At 62.7% G+C, this 14,790-nt stretch carries 15 protein-coding genes; 6 read left to right on the forward strand and 9 right to left on the reverse strand.

Annotation, left to right across the window (positions count from 1 at the left end; genetic code table 11):
- Positions 1 to 219: 219 nt before the first annotated feature.
- The gene (locus EV688_RS12610) at positions 220 to 1,083 is read right to left on the reverse strand and encodes a patatin-like phospholipase family protein (protein WP_117318639.1); all 864 of its coding nucleotides are present in this window, start codon (positions 1,081 to 1,083) and stop codon (positions 220 to 222) included.
- A gap of 155 nt (positions 1,084 to 1,238) precedes the next feature.
- On the opposite strand from EV688_RS12610, the gene EV688_RS12615 reads away from it, so the two are divergent.
- Entirely contained in the window at positions 1,239 to 1,916 is a 678-nt protein-coding gene (locus EV688_RS12615; RefSeq protein WP_240624389.1) for an LOG family protein, read from the forward strand.
- Here EV688_RS12615 and EV688_RS12620 read toward each other — a convergent pair.
- The 3 genes from EV688_RS12620 to EV688_RS12630 all read right to left on the reverse strand — a co-directional run bounded on the left by EV688_RS12620 (position 1,903) and on the right by EV688_RS12630 (position 6,319).
- The gene (locus tag EV688_RS12620; protein ID WP_117318641.1) at positions 1,903 to 4,239 is read right to left on the reverse strand and encodes a Tex family protein; all 2,337 of its coding nucleotides are present in this window, start codon (positions 4,237 to 4,239) and stop codon (positions 1,903 to 1,905) included. The two genes, EV688_RS12615 and EV688_RS12620, sit on opposite strands and share 14 nt — an antisense overlap.
- A gap of 58 nt (positions 4,240 to 4,297) precedes the next feature.
- Positions 4,298 to 5,263, reverse strand: a complete 966-nt coding sequence (locus EV688_RS12625) for a glutathione S-transferase family protein (RefSeq protein WP_117318643.1) — start codon at positions 5,261 to 5,263, stop codon at positions 4,298 to 4,300.
- 168 nt (positions 5,264 to 5,431) lie between these two features.
- Positions 5,432 to 6,319, reverse strand: coding sequence for a LysR substrate-binding domain-containing protein (locus EV688_RS12630; protein ID WP_117318645.1), 888 nt, complete (start codon positions 6,317 to 6,319; stop codon positions 5,432 to 5,434).
- 123 nt (positions 6,320 to 6,442) lie between these two features.
- Between EV688_RS12630 and EV688_RS12635 the strand changes: the two genes are divergently transcribed.
- The 5 genes from EV688_RS12635 (at position 6,443) to EV688_RS12650 (ending at position 9,916) form a co-directional block, all read left to right on the forward strand.
- The gene (locus tag EV688_RS12635) at positions 6,443 to 7,285 is read left to right on the forward strand and encodes a pirin family protein (protein WP_117318647.1); all 843 of its coding nucleotides are present in this window, start codon (positions 6,443 to 6,445) and stop codon (positions 7,283 to 7,285) included.
- A gap of 211 nt (positions 7,286 to 7,496) precedes the next feature.
- A complete protein-coding gene (locus tag EV688_RS17805) occupies positions 7,497 to 7,619 on the forward strand; it encodes a hypothetical protein (protein WP_276309884.1) in 123 nt (40 codons plus the stop codon).
- A complete protein-coding gene (locus EV688_RS12640; protein WP_117318651.1) occupies positions 7,616 to 8,938 on the forward strand; it encodes a dicarboxylate/amino acid:cation symporter in 1,323 nt (440 codons plus the stop codon). Before EV688_RS17805 ends, EV688_RS12640 begins: the two co-directional genes overlap by 4 nt.
- Positions 8,935 to 9,585 carry an MBL fold metallo-hydrolase gene (locus EV688_RS12645; RefSeq protein ID WP_117318653.1) on the forward strand — a complete coding sequence of 217 codons (651 nt, stop codon included), beginning with the start codon at positions 8,935 to 8,937 and terminating at the stop codon, positions 9,583 to 9,585. The genes EV688_RS12640 and EV688_RS12645 overlap by 4 nt, the downstream gene beginning before the upstream one ends.
- Complete coding sequence (locus EV688_RS12650; protein ID WP_117318655.1) at positions 9,578 to 9,916, forward strand: DUF2288 family protein; 339 nt, start codon at positions 9,578 to 9,580, stop codon at positions 9,914 to 9,916. The genes EV688_RS12645 and EV688_RS12650 overlap by 8 nt, the downstream gene beginning before the upstream one ends.
- Here the strand turns inward: EV688_RS12650 and EV688_RS12655 are convergent.
- The 5 genes from EV688_RS12655 to EV688_RS12675 form a co-directional block, all read right to left on the reverse strand.
- Positions 9,906 to 11,339 carry a M48 family metalloprotease gene (locus EV688_RS12655; RefSeq protein ID WP_117318657.1) on the reverse strand — a complete coding sequence of 478 codons (1,434 nt, stop codon included), beginning with the start codon at positions 11,337 to 11,339 and terminating at the stop codon, positions 9,906 to 9,908. The genes EV688_RS12650 and EV688_RS12655 overlap by 11 nt on opposite strands.
- Position 11,340: 1 nt before the next feature.
- Positions 11,341 to 12,009 carry a hypothetical protein gene (locus EV688_RS12660; protein ID WP_117318660.1) on the reverse strand — a complete coding sequence of 223 codons (669 nt, stop codon included), beginning with the start codon at positions 12,007 to 12,009 and terminating at the stop codon, positions 11,341 to 11,343.
- Positions 12,006 to 12,545 (reverse strand): hypothetical protein, encoded by a 540-nt coding sequence (locus tag EV688_RS12665; protein WP_240624390.1) that lies wholly within the window; start codon positions 12,543 to 12,545, stop codon positions 12,006 to 12,008. Before EV688_RS12665 ends, EV688_RS12660 begins: the two co-directional genes overlap by 4 nt.
- Before the next feature lie 112 nt (positions 12,546 to 12,657).
- Positions 12,658 to 13,653 carry a vWA domain-containing protein gene (locus EV688_RS12670; protein WP_117318665.1) on the reverse strand — a complete coding sequence of 332 codons (996 nt, stop codon included), beginning with the start codon at positions 13,651 to 13,653 and terminating at the stop codon, positions 12,658 to 12,660.
- A 44-nt stretch (positions 13,654 to 13,697) separates the two neighbouring features.
- Entirely contained in the window at positions 13,698 to 14,789 is a 1,092-nt protein-coding gene (locus EV688_RS12675; RefSeq protein WP_117318667.1) for a VWA domain-containing protein, read from the reverse strand.
- Position 14,790: the final 1 nt, after the last annotated feature.

Consider the following 14,790-nt stretch of genomic DNA (forward strand, 5'->3'; position numbering starts at 1 on the left):
TCCTTCGAATACTTCTTTCTCGTGTTCATGTTGTACCGCCTCCAGTTCAGGATATTATCCTTAACTGGGTTGGTCACATCCATTGGACCACTTCATCTTACCTCAGTCACTGGTCTCGGCAATAAACACCAGCACATTGTGTGATGCCAGTCATGCTCAGATCCGCGTGAGACTGGCGATTCCTCACGCTGCGAAGAATGCCCCTTCTGGCTGGCTTCCCTATCCATGAGCCGCCGCGCGGATGACGCCGCTACGTTTGAGTTTCCCGGGCAGTATCGCCATCGTCGTATCGTAACCCGTTACGTAGAGGTTCTGTTTCTCGGCTGATGTCAGGTGCAGGTCTACGGGGGATATGTCGCCAGTGTCGATGATGATGGTGGATAACCAGAATTTGTCATTGATGTACTCCCGCGACATGGTCGTCATGAAGGTGTGCACCAGCATCTCGAGATAGCTCCGCAGCGGCATCATCGACGCTTTTTTGGCCGTGCGATGATTATTGCTGCGAAGCTTGAACACCACCACGGGGGTGTTGCCGGCCCAGTTTCTCTGCAGCGCGTCCTCGGAAAGAATGCTGCCGTCCACTAGCAGGTGCTCACCGTATTCCTTGAAGCTGAAGAGTATGGGTACCGAGATGGAGAACCGCACGGCGAGCGAGATCGGTGTGTCCGGGTGAGTGGCTCTGGAGAAAATCACCGGCTTTCCCGTGCGAACATCCGTCGCAACAACGTAAAAATCCACATCGAGGTCAGAGAAGGTTCTCCCGGCGAGCAGGGTGTCCATCCAGCGTTGAAACGCGTCGCCATTGGAGAAGCCACCCGTGCGCAACAGGGAAAAAAGGTTCTGTGAGGAAAAGCGCGAAAACTCGGTCGCGAGGGCGATATCGTGGATTTCTTCGAGACTGTGGCCGGTAACCGCGAGTGCACCGACAATGCTGCCGCCGGACACGCCAACCAGCGTGGAGTAGTTCAGACCGAGTTCCGCGATGGCGTCCAGCACGCCGATATGCGCAGACAGCCTGCCGCCCCCGCCAGCCAGGACGGGAACAATTGTAGTGTCAGCCTCCGCGCGCTCTGCACACATCCTCTTACCGCAACCGCCGTGTATCGGTGACGCCAGTATACGCACCTGCGGCGGGTCCGGGTAACTGCAGCGACAGGCGGTCGACGTTATCGATGGGCAGGCGAGGCTCTCATGCTATCCTGCACGCTCATTAATGCTGCTCTGGAGGCCCGACGTTGCCGCTGACCGAACGCGCACCTGCAGTACCCTCGGGACTCAGTGACGAGGAGAAAGCGCGCCTCGATCGTATCTCCGATGAACTGCGTCACGGCATCGAGAGTCTCTCCGCCATTGGTCCCGCCGTGAGTATTTTCGGCAGTGCGCGTGCCGAGAATGAAAGCGCTGAATACCGGAGTGCCATGCGTCTGGGTGGTCTGCTGACGGAGGCTGGAATCTCGGTCATTACGGGCGGTGGGCCGGGCATCATGGAGGCGGGAAACCGCGGCGCCAAGGGCGGTCGCGGCAAGTCGGTGGGGCTGAACATCACCCTGCCGCGCGAGCAGCTGGCGAATTCCTATCTGGATATCGACGTCGCCTTCCGCTACTTTTTCACCCGCAAATTCATGCTCATCCGCTACGGCATCGGTTTCGCCATTTATCCGGGCGGGTTCGGCACCGCCGATGAGCTGTTTGAACTGCTCACCCTGATGCAGACGGAAAAGCTCAAGCCCTGCCCGATCGTACTGGTTGGCAGGAGCTACTGGTCAGGCCTGCACGACTGGATGACCCGCGAGATGGCGGCACACGCCTATATCGCGCCAGGAGACCTGGACTTCCTGCGTCTGGTTGCCGATGAAGACGAAGCAGCCGGGATTCTCGTCGCGCATTACCGCGCTGCCGTCAATCTCGCTTGAGCGCATTGGCGAAGGCCGATGCCATGGCGCCTTCCGGCTGACGTGCCTTGCCGGCATCACGCTGTTGCGGCCGGTGTGAGCGGCCCTTGCCCGGAGAGCGCGTCGCACTGTCACCACGCCGTCCCCGCGGGCTGCCCTCGGCATAGTCCGCGGCGCTGTCGGTGAGGCGCATGCTGAGCGCGATGCGCTTGCGTTCGGCGTCCACCTGCATCACCTTGACCTTGACGATATCCCCGGCCTTGACGACGCTGTGCGGATCCTTGACGAAGGTATCCGAGAGTGCCGAAATGTGAACGAGACCGTCCTGGTGCACGCCGACATCGACGAAGGCGCCGAAGTTGGTCACGTTCGTCACTGTCCCCTCCAGCACCATATCGGGCTGCAGGTCCTTCATCGTGTGGACGTCGTCCCGCAGCTGCGCCACCTTGAACTCGGGCCGCGGATCCCGGCCCGGCTTGTCCAGTTCCGCCAGAATATCGCGCACGGTGTAGACACCGCTGTCCTCGGTGACATAGTCCGCGGCATTCAGCGTTTTCAGAAAGCGGCTGTCGCCGATCAGGCTGCGAATGCTGCGACCGTTGCGCTCGGCAATGGCCTCGGCGAGGGGATAGGATTCCGGATGGACCGCGGAGGCATCCAGCGGGTTGTCGCCGTTGCTGACACGCAGAAACCCCGCCGCCTGCTCGAAGCTTTTTGGGCCGAAGCGCGAGACCTTGAGCAGTGCCTTGCGATTGTGAAAGCGGCCCTCGTTGTCGCGGTGCGCCACAATGTTGCCCGCAAGGCTGCTGTTGAGCCCCGCGACGCGGCTGAGAAGGGCGGCCGACGCCGTATTCACATCCACGCCGACCCCGTTGACGCAATCCTCAACCACAGTGTCGAGCTGTCGTGACAGATCAGCCTGGCTGACATCGTGCTGGTACTGGCCGACGCCGATGGACCGCGGCTCGATCTTGACCAGTTCGGCCAGCGGGTCCTGCAGGCGTCGCGCGATGGATACCGCGCCGCGGAAGGTGACATCCAGGTCTGGGAATTCGGCGGCGGCTGTGGCGGAAGCGGAGTAAACCGAGGCCCCGGCCTCGGAGACCATGACCTTGACGGCGGCAATATCCGGATTGTCTGCCAGGAACTCCGCCACGAAGGCGTCCGTTTCGCGGCTCGCCGTGCCGTTGCCGATGGCTATCAGTTCCACAGCGTGGCGTCGCGCGAAATCCGCAAGTACCGCGGCAGCCTCCCGGGTGCGCTTCTGTGGTGCCGTGGGAAAGACCGTGGCGTGATCGACCAGCTTGCCGGTGCCATCGACCACGGCGACCTTGACGCCGGTGCGCAATCCCGGATCGAGTCCGATCGTGGGGCGCATGCCCGCCGGTGCCGCCAGAAGCAGGTCCTTGAGGTTGCGTGCGAAGACGGCAATCGCCTCCTTCTCGGCCGATTCGCGCAGGGTGTTCAGCAGGTCGGTCTGCAGCATGGTGAGCAGCTTGACCCGCCAGGTCCAGCGCACGGTGGTACCCAGCCAGGTGTCGGCCGGTCTTCCCTGATCCCTGATCTGCCAGTGACTGGCAATCATGGCTTCGCAGGGGTGGGGGTCGCCGGGCTTCTCCTCGGGATCCATCACCAGCGCCAGCTGCAGGAAGCCCTCCTTGCGGCCGCGGAACATGGCCAGCGCGCGGTGTGACGGCACCTTCGCCAGTGGTTCATGATGCTCGAAATAATCGCTGAACTTGGCCGCCTCCGCTGCCTTGCCCGTCTCCACGCTGGAGCGCAGCAGCGCATTTTCCGACAGGAAGGTCCGCAGCCGCGCGAGCAGGTCCGCATTCTCGGCGAAGCGCTCCATAAGGATCTGCCTTGCGCCATCGAGTGCGGCCGCGGAGTCCTCAACGCCGGCCTCGGGGTTCAGGTAGCCGGCTGCGAGGGTCTCCGGTGCCTGTCCGGGATCCGCGAGAATGGCATCCGCCAGGGGCTCGAGGCCCGCCTCCCGTGCAATCTGGGCCTTGGTGCGCCGCTTCGGGCGGTAGGGCAGGTACAGGTCTTCCAGGCGACCCTTGGTGTCGGCGCCGAGAATCTCGCCTTTCAGTGCTTCGGTGAGCTTGCCTTGTTCGCCAATGCTGTCGAGGATGGTCTGGCGCCGCGATTCCAGCTCGGTCAGATAAAGGTAGCGCTCTTCCAGGTTGCGCAGCTGGGTGTCGTCCAGGCCGCCGGTGACTTCCTTGCGGTAGCGGGCGATGAAGGGGACGGTGGCGCCGTCGGCGAGCAGGTTCAGTGTGGCGGTAACCTGTGCCTCGCGGACGGAGAGTTCCTCGGCAATGCGGGGGGCGATACTGTTCACGGCGGTGCGGCTTCCTTGATTCAGTGCATCTGAGCAGGGCGCCCCCGCGCCGCGTTGATCAGCGTCCGATCGACTCGCGGTGGTGGGGCGCGTTGAAATCCGTGGCCGGCCCCTTGGGGACCACGCCGGTCGGATTGATCATTGTATGTGATGCGTAGTAATGCGTCTTTATATGATCGAAATTCACCGTGCCGGCGACGCCGGGAAGCTGGTAGATGTCCCGGATATAGCCAGGAATGCGGCGGTATTCCGCAAGTCGCTGTCGGTTGCACTTGAAGTGGCCGTGGTAGACGGCATCAAAGCGGATCAGCGTGGTGAAGAGGCGGAGGTCGGCTTCGGTGAGCGTGTCGCCGGCCAGGTAGCGGTGGCTGGCCAGGTGCCCGTCGATGTGATCGAGTTCGGCGAAAACCTCGTCATACGCCTCTTCATAGGCCTCCTGCGTTGTCGCGAAGCCCGCGCGGTACACGCCATTGTTGATGGCGGGGTAGATCCTGTCATTCCAGGCATCGATGCGGTCTTTCAGCGCGGCCGGGTAGTAGTCGGTGTGGTTGCCGGTGATGTCGTTGAAGGCGCTATTCAGCATGCGCAGGATATCCGCAGATTCGTTGCTGACGATGGTGTCGTGGTGCGTGTCCCACAGCACCGGAACGGTTACGCGACCGGTATAGTCAGGGGCCGCGGCGGTGTAGACCTGGTGCATGAAGTTCCGGTCGGCCAGCTGATCGCCCGTACTGCCTTCATTGCGCTTGAAGGTCCAGCCATTCTCCAGCATGAGCGGACTCACTACGGAGACGCCGATAGCGCCGGTGAGTCCCTTCAGTTCGCGCATGATCAGGGTGCGATGCGCCCAGGGGCAGGCCAATGAGACGTAAAGATGATAGCGGCCGGGCTCGGCCGCGAAGCGGTCGTCGCTGTCTGTCGAGAGCCAGTCGCGAAAACGCGCGTTCTCGCGCTGAAAGCGGCCCTCGGATTTGTCGGTGTCATACCAGACGTCCTGCCAGGTTCCGTCTACAAGCATACCCATGGTGTTTTCCTGTCGCTGTGGTTCGTGTGCGTGACGCTGCCAGTGGGTGGCGGCAGGTGGAAGACTCGGTTTCCTGCGCTAAGGCAGCGTCCATTGACCCCAGCTTATATTCGACAAATGAGGATAAAAAGCCCAAATTAACGGACTTACCTATCGATATAATCGAATTTATTCGCCGTCAAACAGGGCCTCCGCCAGCAAGGTCGACAGGCGCAGCGTCGCCGGTCCGCTGCCCGCGGTATCCGCCAGGGTGAGATACAGTGTCGATGGGCGGTACCCCCCGCGCTCGAGCGGCAGCTTGCGGAGCAGGCCGTCATCGAGCAGCTTGCTGATGCGTGTCATGGGCAGCCAGGCGAACCCCAGTCCCCGGCAGACCATGTCGATGGAGGTGCTGACATGGGTGACGGTCCAGCGCTGCTCGGCACCGAGCCAGCCGGCATCGGTGCGCCGGTGCACGGAGGAATCGCGCACCACGATCTGTCGGTGCTGCGCCAGGTCCTGCATGTTCAGGGGGCCGTGCAGCGTGTGCAGGACATGGCCCGGAGCCGCGACGGCGACAAATGTGGTGGTCAGCAGGGGCGTCCCCAGAAACCCCTGTGGCACGGTGTCCGCCACCAGCAGGTCCGCTTTGCCGGCCATCAGCGTTTCCGGTCCGCCCCAGAGAACCGTTTCAATAAGCTCGACCCTGGTATGCGGAAATTCGGCCGCCAGCGTTTCCAGGGTCGCCGCAATACGGGTCGGGGGCAGCACTTCGTCCAGCGCCACGCGAATTTCGGCCTCGATGCCCTCGGCAAGGCCGCTGGCGAGATCTTCAAGCTGGTTCGCCTGGTCGAGCAGCTGGCTGGCGCGGCGCAGCATCAGGGATCCACTCTCGGTCAGCTGCGCCTTGCGGCCGACGACCTCAAGTAATTGGAGTCCGAGCTGGTCCTGCAGCTTGTGCACCGCATGGTTGATGCTGGACTGGCTTTTGTGGGTGGCGGCAGCGGCCTGCGCAAAGCCGCCGTGTGTGACGACAGCAAGGAGCATGCGCCACTGCTCGAGGGTGGTTTTCGCCATGTCGATTGCCCGCGGCTACAGTTCGAAATATTCGAAAAAATACAGCAATATTATGCGATTTTCTTTTGATAAATACGACCTTAATCTGTGGTGGACCGTGTGGCGACAGCAGAGGCAATGAGGATGAAGGCGAGACAGGTAATCGAGGTTCAGCGAGCGAGGGCCAGCCAGGATGGAGCGGGTGTGGCCATCCAGCGTATCGCCGGCATGCGCCACAGCGGTATGGATCCGGTATTGATGATCGATGAGCTGCGGTCAGAGCAGCGCGATGATTTTGCGGCAGGCTTTCCGCCACACCCCCACCGGGGCATGCAGACGCTGACCTACATGAAGCATGGCGGCATCATCCACGAGGATAACCAGGGCAATCGCGGTGAGATCCGTGGCGGTGGGGCGCAGTGGATGTCTGCCGGCCGCGGCATTATCCATTCGGAGATGCCGACACAGGACAGCCAGGGCCTGCACGGGTTTCAGCTGTGGTTCAACCTGCCGGCGGCGGAAAAGATGCTGGCGCCGCGCTACCGGGATATTCCCGCAGCCGACCTCGCGGTGCATGACAGCAAAGGGCGTCGGGCCGTTGCCATTGCGGGCGACTGGGCGCTGGATGATGCGACGATCAGCGGTCCGCTGGTCGAGCTCGTGCCCCAGGCGGACATGCTCGACCTGACGCTGGCAGCAGGCGATCGCCTGATGGTCGACAGCGGCGCCGACCAGACCCTGATCGCCTATGTGTACGACGGCAGCCTGGCTGACCCGCGCGGTAGCATTGCGGCGCGGCACCTCGCGATCACCGGCGAGGGGGATGCGTGGGAACTGCGGGCCGGGGAGGCGGGCGTGGGGTTGCTGCTGCTGCGTGGCACGCCGCTGCGCGAGCCGGTTGCCAACTATGGCCCGTTCGTGATGAACACGCCGGCGGAAATCGAGCAGGCCTTGCGCGATTATCAGAGCGGAAATTTCGGCACCTGAACTCTGCAGGATGAAGGTGATATCCTTACGCCTTTTGAGCGTAAGGGGAAGCCAGATGCATCGAGGGGCGTTAATGCTTGCTGTGGCCACGCTGTTCGCCTGTGCCGCACCGCCGTCACCGCCTCCCGAGTCGCCGCCTGCGGAGGTGCGGGCCCCAAGCGATCCGGATGCGCCGGTCGCGTGCGCGCCGCCGCGGCCGGAGGTCTGCACCATGATCTATGCGCCGGTCTGCGCGACGCTGGCGGGTGAGATGTCGCAGACACAGTATAGCTCTCCCTGCAATGCCTGCGCGGATGACCGCGTTGTTGCCTATCGCGAGGGGGCCTGCGAATGACACTCACAACGCGAATCCTTATTGCCATGGTTGGCGGTATTCTGGTCGGCTCCCTGCTGAACCTCATGGTCAGCGGCAGCGGCATTTCGGAGACTCTGCGCGCCGGTATCCAGGATATGCTGATTGGCGGTGTGTTCGATGTGGTCGGGCAGATCTTCATCGCATCACTGAAGCTGCTGGTGGTACCGCTGGTGCTGGTCTCGCTCATCTGTGGCGCCAGCTCACTCGGCGACAGCGCGCGCATGGGGCCTATCGCCGGGAAAACCCTACTGCTTTACCTCATGACCACGGCCATCGCTGTGACGGTGGCGCTGTTTGCCGCGGTGATCATCGGCCCGGGCACGCACGTGTCCCTGGAGACCAATGCGGTCTTCGAGGCCACCTCGCCGCCGCCACTGAAAGAAGTGCTGATCAATATCTTCCCGTCCAACCCGGTGCAGGCGATGGCGGAGGGCGAGATGCTGCAGATCATCGTCTTCGCGCTGCTGTTCGGCTACGCCATATCCCACGCCGGTGAGGCGGGGCGGCGCATTGCCTCGTTTTTCACCGATGTGGAAAAAGTGGTCATGCGCATGGTGGCAATCCTGATGTCGCTGGCGCCGTATGGTGTTTTCGCGCTGCTGGCAAAGCTGTTTGCCGAGATGGGCGTGAGTGCGATCATGGACCTTGGCGTGTACTTCCTGACCGTCCTCGGCGTGCTGCTGTTCCACGGCCTGTTCACCTACAGCGTGCTGCTGCAGGTGCTGGCGAAACAGTCGCCGCGCATCATGATGCGCAAGATGCGTTCCGTCTGGGCCTTTGCTTTCAGCACGGCCTCTTCAGGAGCGACGCTGCCCATCACCCTGCGTACGGTCGAGAAGCGTCTGGGCGTGAACAACTCGGTGGCCGGTTTTACGGTACCCCTCGGGGCAACGGTGAACATGGACGGCACGGCGGTCATGCAGGGTGTCGCCACCGTCTTTATCGCGCAGGTGTACGGTTTTGATCTCAGCCTGACGTCCTATCTTACGGTGATCCTGACGGCCACCCTGGCCTCCATCGGCACGGCGGCGGTGCCCGGTGTCGGCCTCATCACGCTGGCGATGGTGCTCGGCCAGGCGGGTCTTCCGGTTGAGGGGATTGCCCTGATCATCGGCGTTGACCGCCTGCTCGACATGGTACGTACCGTGGTGAACGTTACCGGCGATGCCACTGTGGCGGTCATTGTGGCGCGCAGCGAGCAGCAGTTTGACGAGCAGGTGTATCTCAACCCCGATGCGGACCGGAACCCCGAGGCAGACGAGGATGACAGCCGCATTCCGGGACGGGAGCCAGCATGAGCATCAGGGTGAGCATTGTTCCGGTCACCGCGTACCAGCAGAACTGCTCCATTCTCAAGTGCGAAGAGACCGGGCGCGGTGCGGTATTCGATCCGGGCGGCGATGTCGAGCGCATTCTCGAGGCGGTGCGGCAGATGGATGTCACGCTGGAGAAGATCATCCTCACCCACGGCCACATGGACCACTGTGCGGCCTCGGATATCCTGCGCCAGCAGCTGGAGATCCCCATCGAGGGCCCGCAGCGCGAGGACGACTTCTGGATTGGCAAGCTGCCGGAGTGGTGCCAGATGGCGGGCTTTCCGCACGCTGACGCGTTCGAACCCGACCGCTGGCTTGACGATGGTGACACGGTGCAGGTGGGTGCGCAGACCCTGGAGGTGCTGCACTGTCCCGGGCATACTCCGGGTCACGTGGTGCTGTTTCATCGCGCGCAGCAGCTCGCCTGGGTAGGCGACGTGATTTTCCAGGGATCCATCGGGCGCACGGATTTTCCCCGCGGCAATCACGATCAGCTTATTCGAAGCATCCGCGAAAAGCTGTTCAAGCTGGGGGACGCCGTCACCTTCATCCCCGGTCACGGGCCCACCTCTACCCTGGGTCAGGAGCGCCAGACCAATCCCTTCGTGGCCGACGCCCGCTATGGCTGATGATCTGGAGCGCGAGGCGCTGCTGCGGCGTGAGTACCACGGCCAGACTGCGCGCATAGCCTGGTCGGAGCTGGCACCGCACTTTGCGGCGGGCAAGGTGATTCATGTGGCGGACGAGCTCGACCTGGTGGAGGTCGCGGTACAGCTTGGTCTGGATAACGTGGCGCGCTTTGAGGCGTGGACGGCAAGCGGCGCCGTGGCACTGCTGTCAGATACGGTCGCGGGTCAGCTGGCGCGGGAGAATGCCCACCTCTGGGCTGTGGTGGCGCCGCCCTGGGTGCTGGTGCAGAACGTCGGCGAAACACCGGACACGGATCTGTCTACCGAATGATCTTGATCCAGTCGCCGGTGCGCGGCTCACCGCGGGGGTAGAAACCGTTGATCAGGCGTAGCTGTGCCTCGGCATCCGGTATGCGCAGGCTTGCTGCCAGACTCTCCAGGGTTGCACCGCGGGGTACCTGTATGTAGTGCAGGTGTTGTGCCTGTCCGGTCTGTCGCTCCTGGGGATGAATCGGCCGGAAACTTTCAATGACGGATCGCAGCGCGTCGTCATCCGCGGCGAAGTCGGCGGCCGTTCCCTCGAAGCGATAGGTCAGGTTGTTGAAGTCGATCACCGCCAGGCGCTTGCGCCTGTCGCCAGCGCTGGCAACCGCCATGTAGCCCTGAAGGCCAGCCTGCTCGAGTGCTGTCCCTGCGCTCAGTTCGCCGCTGGCGCTGTCGCGCATCACCTGCTCGGGTGATGTCGACGGATCGCGCCGCATCAGCGTGATGCGCACTGATGCCGCCTCGCCAGGCCCCCGCGCGACCACGGCCTGTGCGCCGGCCTCAACATCCCAGCCCTCGGGCTTTTCAATCGTGAAACCGAGCTTGTTGTGGTAGTAGCGCTGCCGGTCGCGCTGTCCCTGTGCGCTTCGCCCCCACACCAGCCCGTCCATGTGGCGCCGGAATTCCCCGGGCTTTTCCGGGCTTTCGATATAGGCGCCGTCATCCAGTTTCGCTGCCGCCTGTATGACGGCCTGCAGGCGCTTGTCATTGCGCGGGTGCGTGGCATAGACCCCGTGGTAGGTGCCGACCGGCTGGCCGCTGTTCCTGGCCTTGACGCGCTGGAACAGCTCCTGGTTCTTGAGCACGCCGACCACGTCCAGCAGCGCTTCGGGCTCGTACCCGGCGCGGTGCATATATTCGGCGCCAAAGCCGTCGGCCTCGAGCTCCATGTCGCGACCGAAGCCACTCATGATTTCGGCACCATACATGCTTGAGGCAGCGTAGACGTCGCGGCTGCCGGTAAAGATATAGGCGGTGGTGGACAGCACCTTGCTGGTGACGCCGGCGGATTTGCGGCGGGCATGGTGCCTGGCGGTGACGTGGGCAATCTCGTGGCCAATGACACCGGCAAGCTGGGCCTCGCTGTCGAGATAGGCGAGCAGACCGCGATTGACGTAAATGAAGCCGCCGGGCAGGGCAAAGGCGTTCAGATCCGGTGCGTCTATCACGGTGAACGTCCACTCAAGGTCAGGCATGTCGCTGTGTTTCGCCAGCCGCTGGCCGATTCGGTTGACGTAGTCCTGCAGTTCCGGGTCGTCGTAGGCGGCGCCCTTGGACATCATCTCCTCGTGCATTTCGCGGCCCTGCTTGATCTCGCCGGCCTGGCTGGACACCACCATATTGGCGCCGCCGGTGGCCGGATTGACGGCACAGCCCTGCTGCAGCAGGGCGCAGCAGGCGAGAAGCGTGGCGATCAGGCGTACTATCATGTCAGTAGCCGCTGGACAGGAACTGCAGGAGTTGGTCGCCCAGGCTGTCGCAGGCAGTGCCTTTCACTGGCGCGATGATCGGGATGGGGACGACCACGGCCGGCATGTAGGACTGCCCGCTGGTGGACGTGCTGACGCGGCCCACTTCGGCCTTGTCGGTAAAATCCCAGATGGTGGCCTCGTAATCGGAGTCATTGCCCCAGGTGCCAAAGCCAAAGCAGCCAGCGCCCCCGGGGCCAACGCCGCAGCTCATGGAGCCGGACGCGTTGGTCTGCACCGTGCTGCCATCAATCCATATCATGTATTCGGTTTTCAGTTCGGCGAGCTTGTCGGCAACCGGCGGCTGCAGCAGCAGGCGGTCGATATCCGCCGGCCGCAGCGGCGCTGTGCGGGGTTCGAACCAGGGGTAGAGGGCATTCATGAACTCGAGCTCACCGATGATCTCGACGCTGCCGTTCCCGCGCCTGACGTGGTCGCCGACACACTTGATGAAATCGGGTTCTGTTTCATAGTCACTGGCGTGTCGCCGCCCGAGAATCACCACGGAGGCGTCTTCCATGTTCTCCAGCGTGGGTGTGTTGAAGACCATTTCATCAACCGTGGAAGTGACGCAGCCGCCGAGAAGCCCGGTGGCTGCCAGGGTCAAGGAAACCAGCAGGTGCTTTTTCATGGCGTGTTCCCCGCGGCAAGGGTCTGATTGCGCGACTGCAGCCAGTCGGCAATATCCGGTACGGTCGGGAACAGCGTGGCAAAATGGGCGCCGGCATCGCGCAGCGCCACGACTGCGGCGAGGTTTACCGCCGCTTCATCCGACTGCAGAAAGGCGGTCGGCGTCTTGCCATAGGCTGTCATGGTCCATTGGGCAATCGCCGTGCCGTCCGGTGCGTTGAGGTCAAAGGCATAGCGCATCCAGATCTCGTAGACCTTGATGTTGGTATGGGTCGGTATGGCGTATTGAAGCTCGTCCACCCGGGGTATCAGGATGGCATCCACGTCGGGTATCTCCGTGGTCGCGTCCGGCGCCGCCTCCAGAAATACCACGTCCGCAAACATGCCGTCCAACAGGGTATTCCACATGGCAACCTGGGCCTCGCCGGTCTTTACCAGCCAGTCCGAATCGTTGCGTCCCTTGGCCTCGTCGAAGAATTCGTGATTGCGGAATTCCTCCGGGTAGAAAACACCAAGGGTCACTGGCTGCCTGGACATCAAGGGCTGCGGAAACTTCCCCTGCACCACGACCTGCTTGGCGCCGCAGGCGCTGAGCAAAAGCAGCGAGGCCGCAACCAGCCAGCGTGCGGCAGTCGGGGCAGTAGCGTGTCTAGGGTCTGAAGTCATTGAGCCCGACAAAGGTGCCTCCATTCCTGTAGGTCAACTCTCGCATCAATGCCGCGAAGCGGTGCACGGAGCCCTGCTGCGCGGGGGCCTGCTGATACAATACGGGGAAGCCCACGGCATGGATGCGTACCAGCCTGTCGCCGCGGTTGTCCCTGGCGTTGATACGGTCAACGACGTTGAGCACTTCATTGAGGGAGTTGCCGGTGAAGTCGTCGCCGAACACGTAAACGCTGATCTTCTTGCCGTCGCCGGAGAAGGTGCTGATGGCCTGGGTAATACCTTCCACCGGGCTCGAGTTGCTGAACACGTTCCAGTTGCGCAGGTTCTGCATGATGGCGGTGCGGCGGCCCGGCGTGTCCGGTATCCACTGGCCCCGGTAGCGGCTGAACATGTAGTTGCCCATATCGTTGAGTATCTGCACCCCCTTCACATTGGGGTAGATGCTGAGAATGGATTCCATCTCGTTCATCATTCGCTGCCAGGCGTAGGAAAACATGGACCCCGACGTATCGATAACAAAGATGAGGTACTCGCTGTCGACGGGGATGCCGCCGATCAGCTGGTTGGTGATCTCCTGGCCTGCCAGCAGACGCTCCATTTCACGGGTCAGGGATTGCCGCGCGATGGCCAGTCGGTCAACAATGACCTCATTGCTGCTGTCCTCCACCTGTATGCTGTCATATCGCGATCTCGCACTCGCAAGGGCGCCGGTGAGACGCGCGATCCTCTCTCTGTACTCTGACAGCTGCTCGCGCCTGGCGTTCAGGTCGCGATTGAGAATGGTGGTCTCGCCGCGGAGCTCAAACAGCTCCTCCTGCAGTTTCGCAATCCGGCCCTCCAGCTTTTCGGTGGAGGCCTCGATGATCTGTGGCTGCACTGTCTTGGTGATCATGAGCAGCAGGATGACGGCGCCGAAGCCACAGCAGATCACGTCCAGAAAGGACATCGAGAATTCGGCTGACTCGCGTCGTTTGCGCATGATCCCGCCTCAGGTTGCCCCGGCAAACCGGGGACACGCTGCCATCAAGGCCAATCCCTGGAGGGGCTCATGAAGCTGCCTCGAGTGGCCTGGGCCAGTTGCCAGAACTCCGAGGCGGCCATCGGGTCGCCCTCCATGGGAAACAGTATAATATTAATCGGAATATTGCCCGGCAGACTGCGTATCGCTTCTCGATACAGACGCTGGCGCTCGGGACCGCTGACGGTGCTGCCCCGGGGCGGGTTGGCGCCCTGGGTTGGCAGGCCGTCGGTGATCAGAAAGATGTTGTCCGGTGCCGGCGACAGCTTCTGTAGTGCGGTAAATGCGTTCAGCAGACTGGTTCCCCCACCGGGCAGTATCCTGCGCAGGGCGCTCGACGCGGCTGTGATCTGTTCCTGATTGGCGACTTCCAGCCACTGGCCCTCGGTTTCCGGCAGGACGGGGCGTGCCTCGGTGTTGAAGGCAATGAGCTGGTAGTCGCTGCCGATCGGCAGCTGTGCGGTCAGCCAGTCCACGGTTTTCAGGGTCCGCACCCACTTTGCCGCCTCCCGCTGTACCTGCTCGCTCATGTTGCGCAGGCGGATGATATTCACCAGCCGTTCGTCGAGCATGCTCGCCGAGGTATCGACCAGGATGGCGATGCGCTGTCCGCCGAGGTTGAGGCCGGTCAGGTACTGGCGTTGACCGTCACCGGTGAAGTCCCGTGCGCTTTTGCCACTTTCCGATGCCGATGCTTCCCGCAGTTTCTTGACCTCCTCCTCCAGCGACTGCACTTCGGCCTTGAGTCGCTCCACGGCGTCTGTGTCGGTAAAGCCATCGTCCTGTGCCGCCGCGATCAGCGCCTCGTAGCGATCCAGCTCCTCCGTGACGCGTGTGGCCCGGCCCTGGGCCTCGACTATCTCGGCATCGGTCTCTCCCAGGTCGTTGCGCAGCCTGACCAGGCCGGCCTCGCCGTCACGGATGTCCTCTTCCAGCAGGCTGACTTCGGACAGCAGGTCGCGGTTGAGGTCGCGGGTCTCCTCCTCGATGGCGTGGTCGATAATCAGGAAAACCAGGACAACTGCCCCGAAGCCGCAGGACATGATGTCCAGAAAGCTGAGGTTGAACGCGGTGAAGCTGCGCTTGCGCCTGGCCATG

The organism is Chromatocurvus halotolerans (genome assembly GCF_004340525.1).
Taxonomy (GTDB): domain Bacteria; phylum Pseudomonadota; class Gammaproteobacteria; order Pseudomonadales; family Halieaceae; genus Chromatocurvus; species Chromatocurvus halotolerans.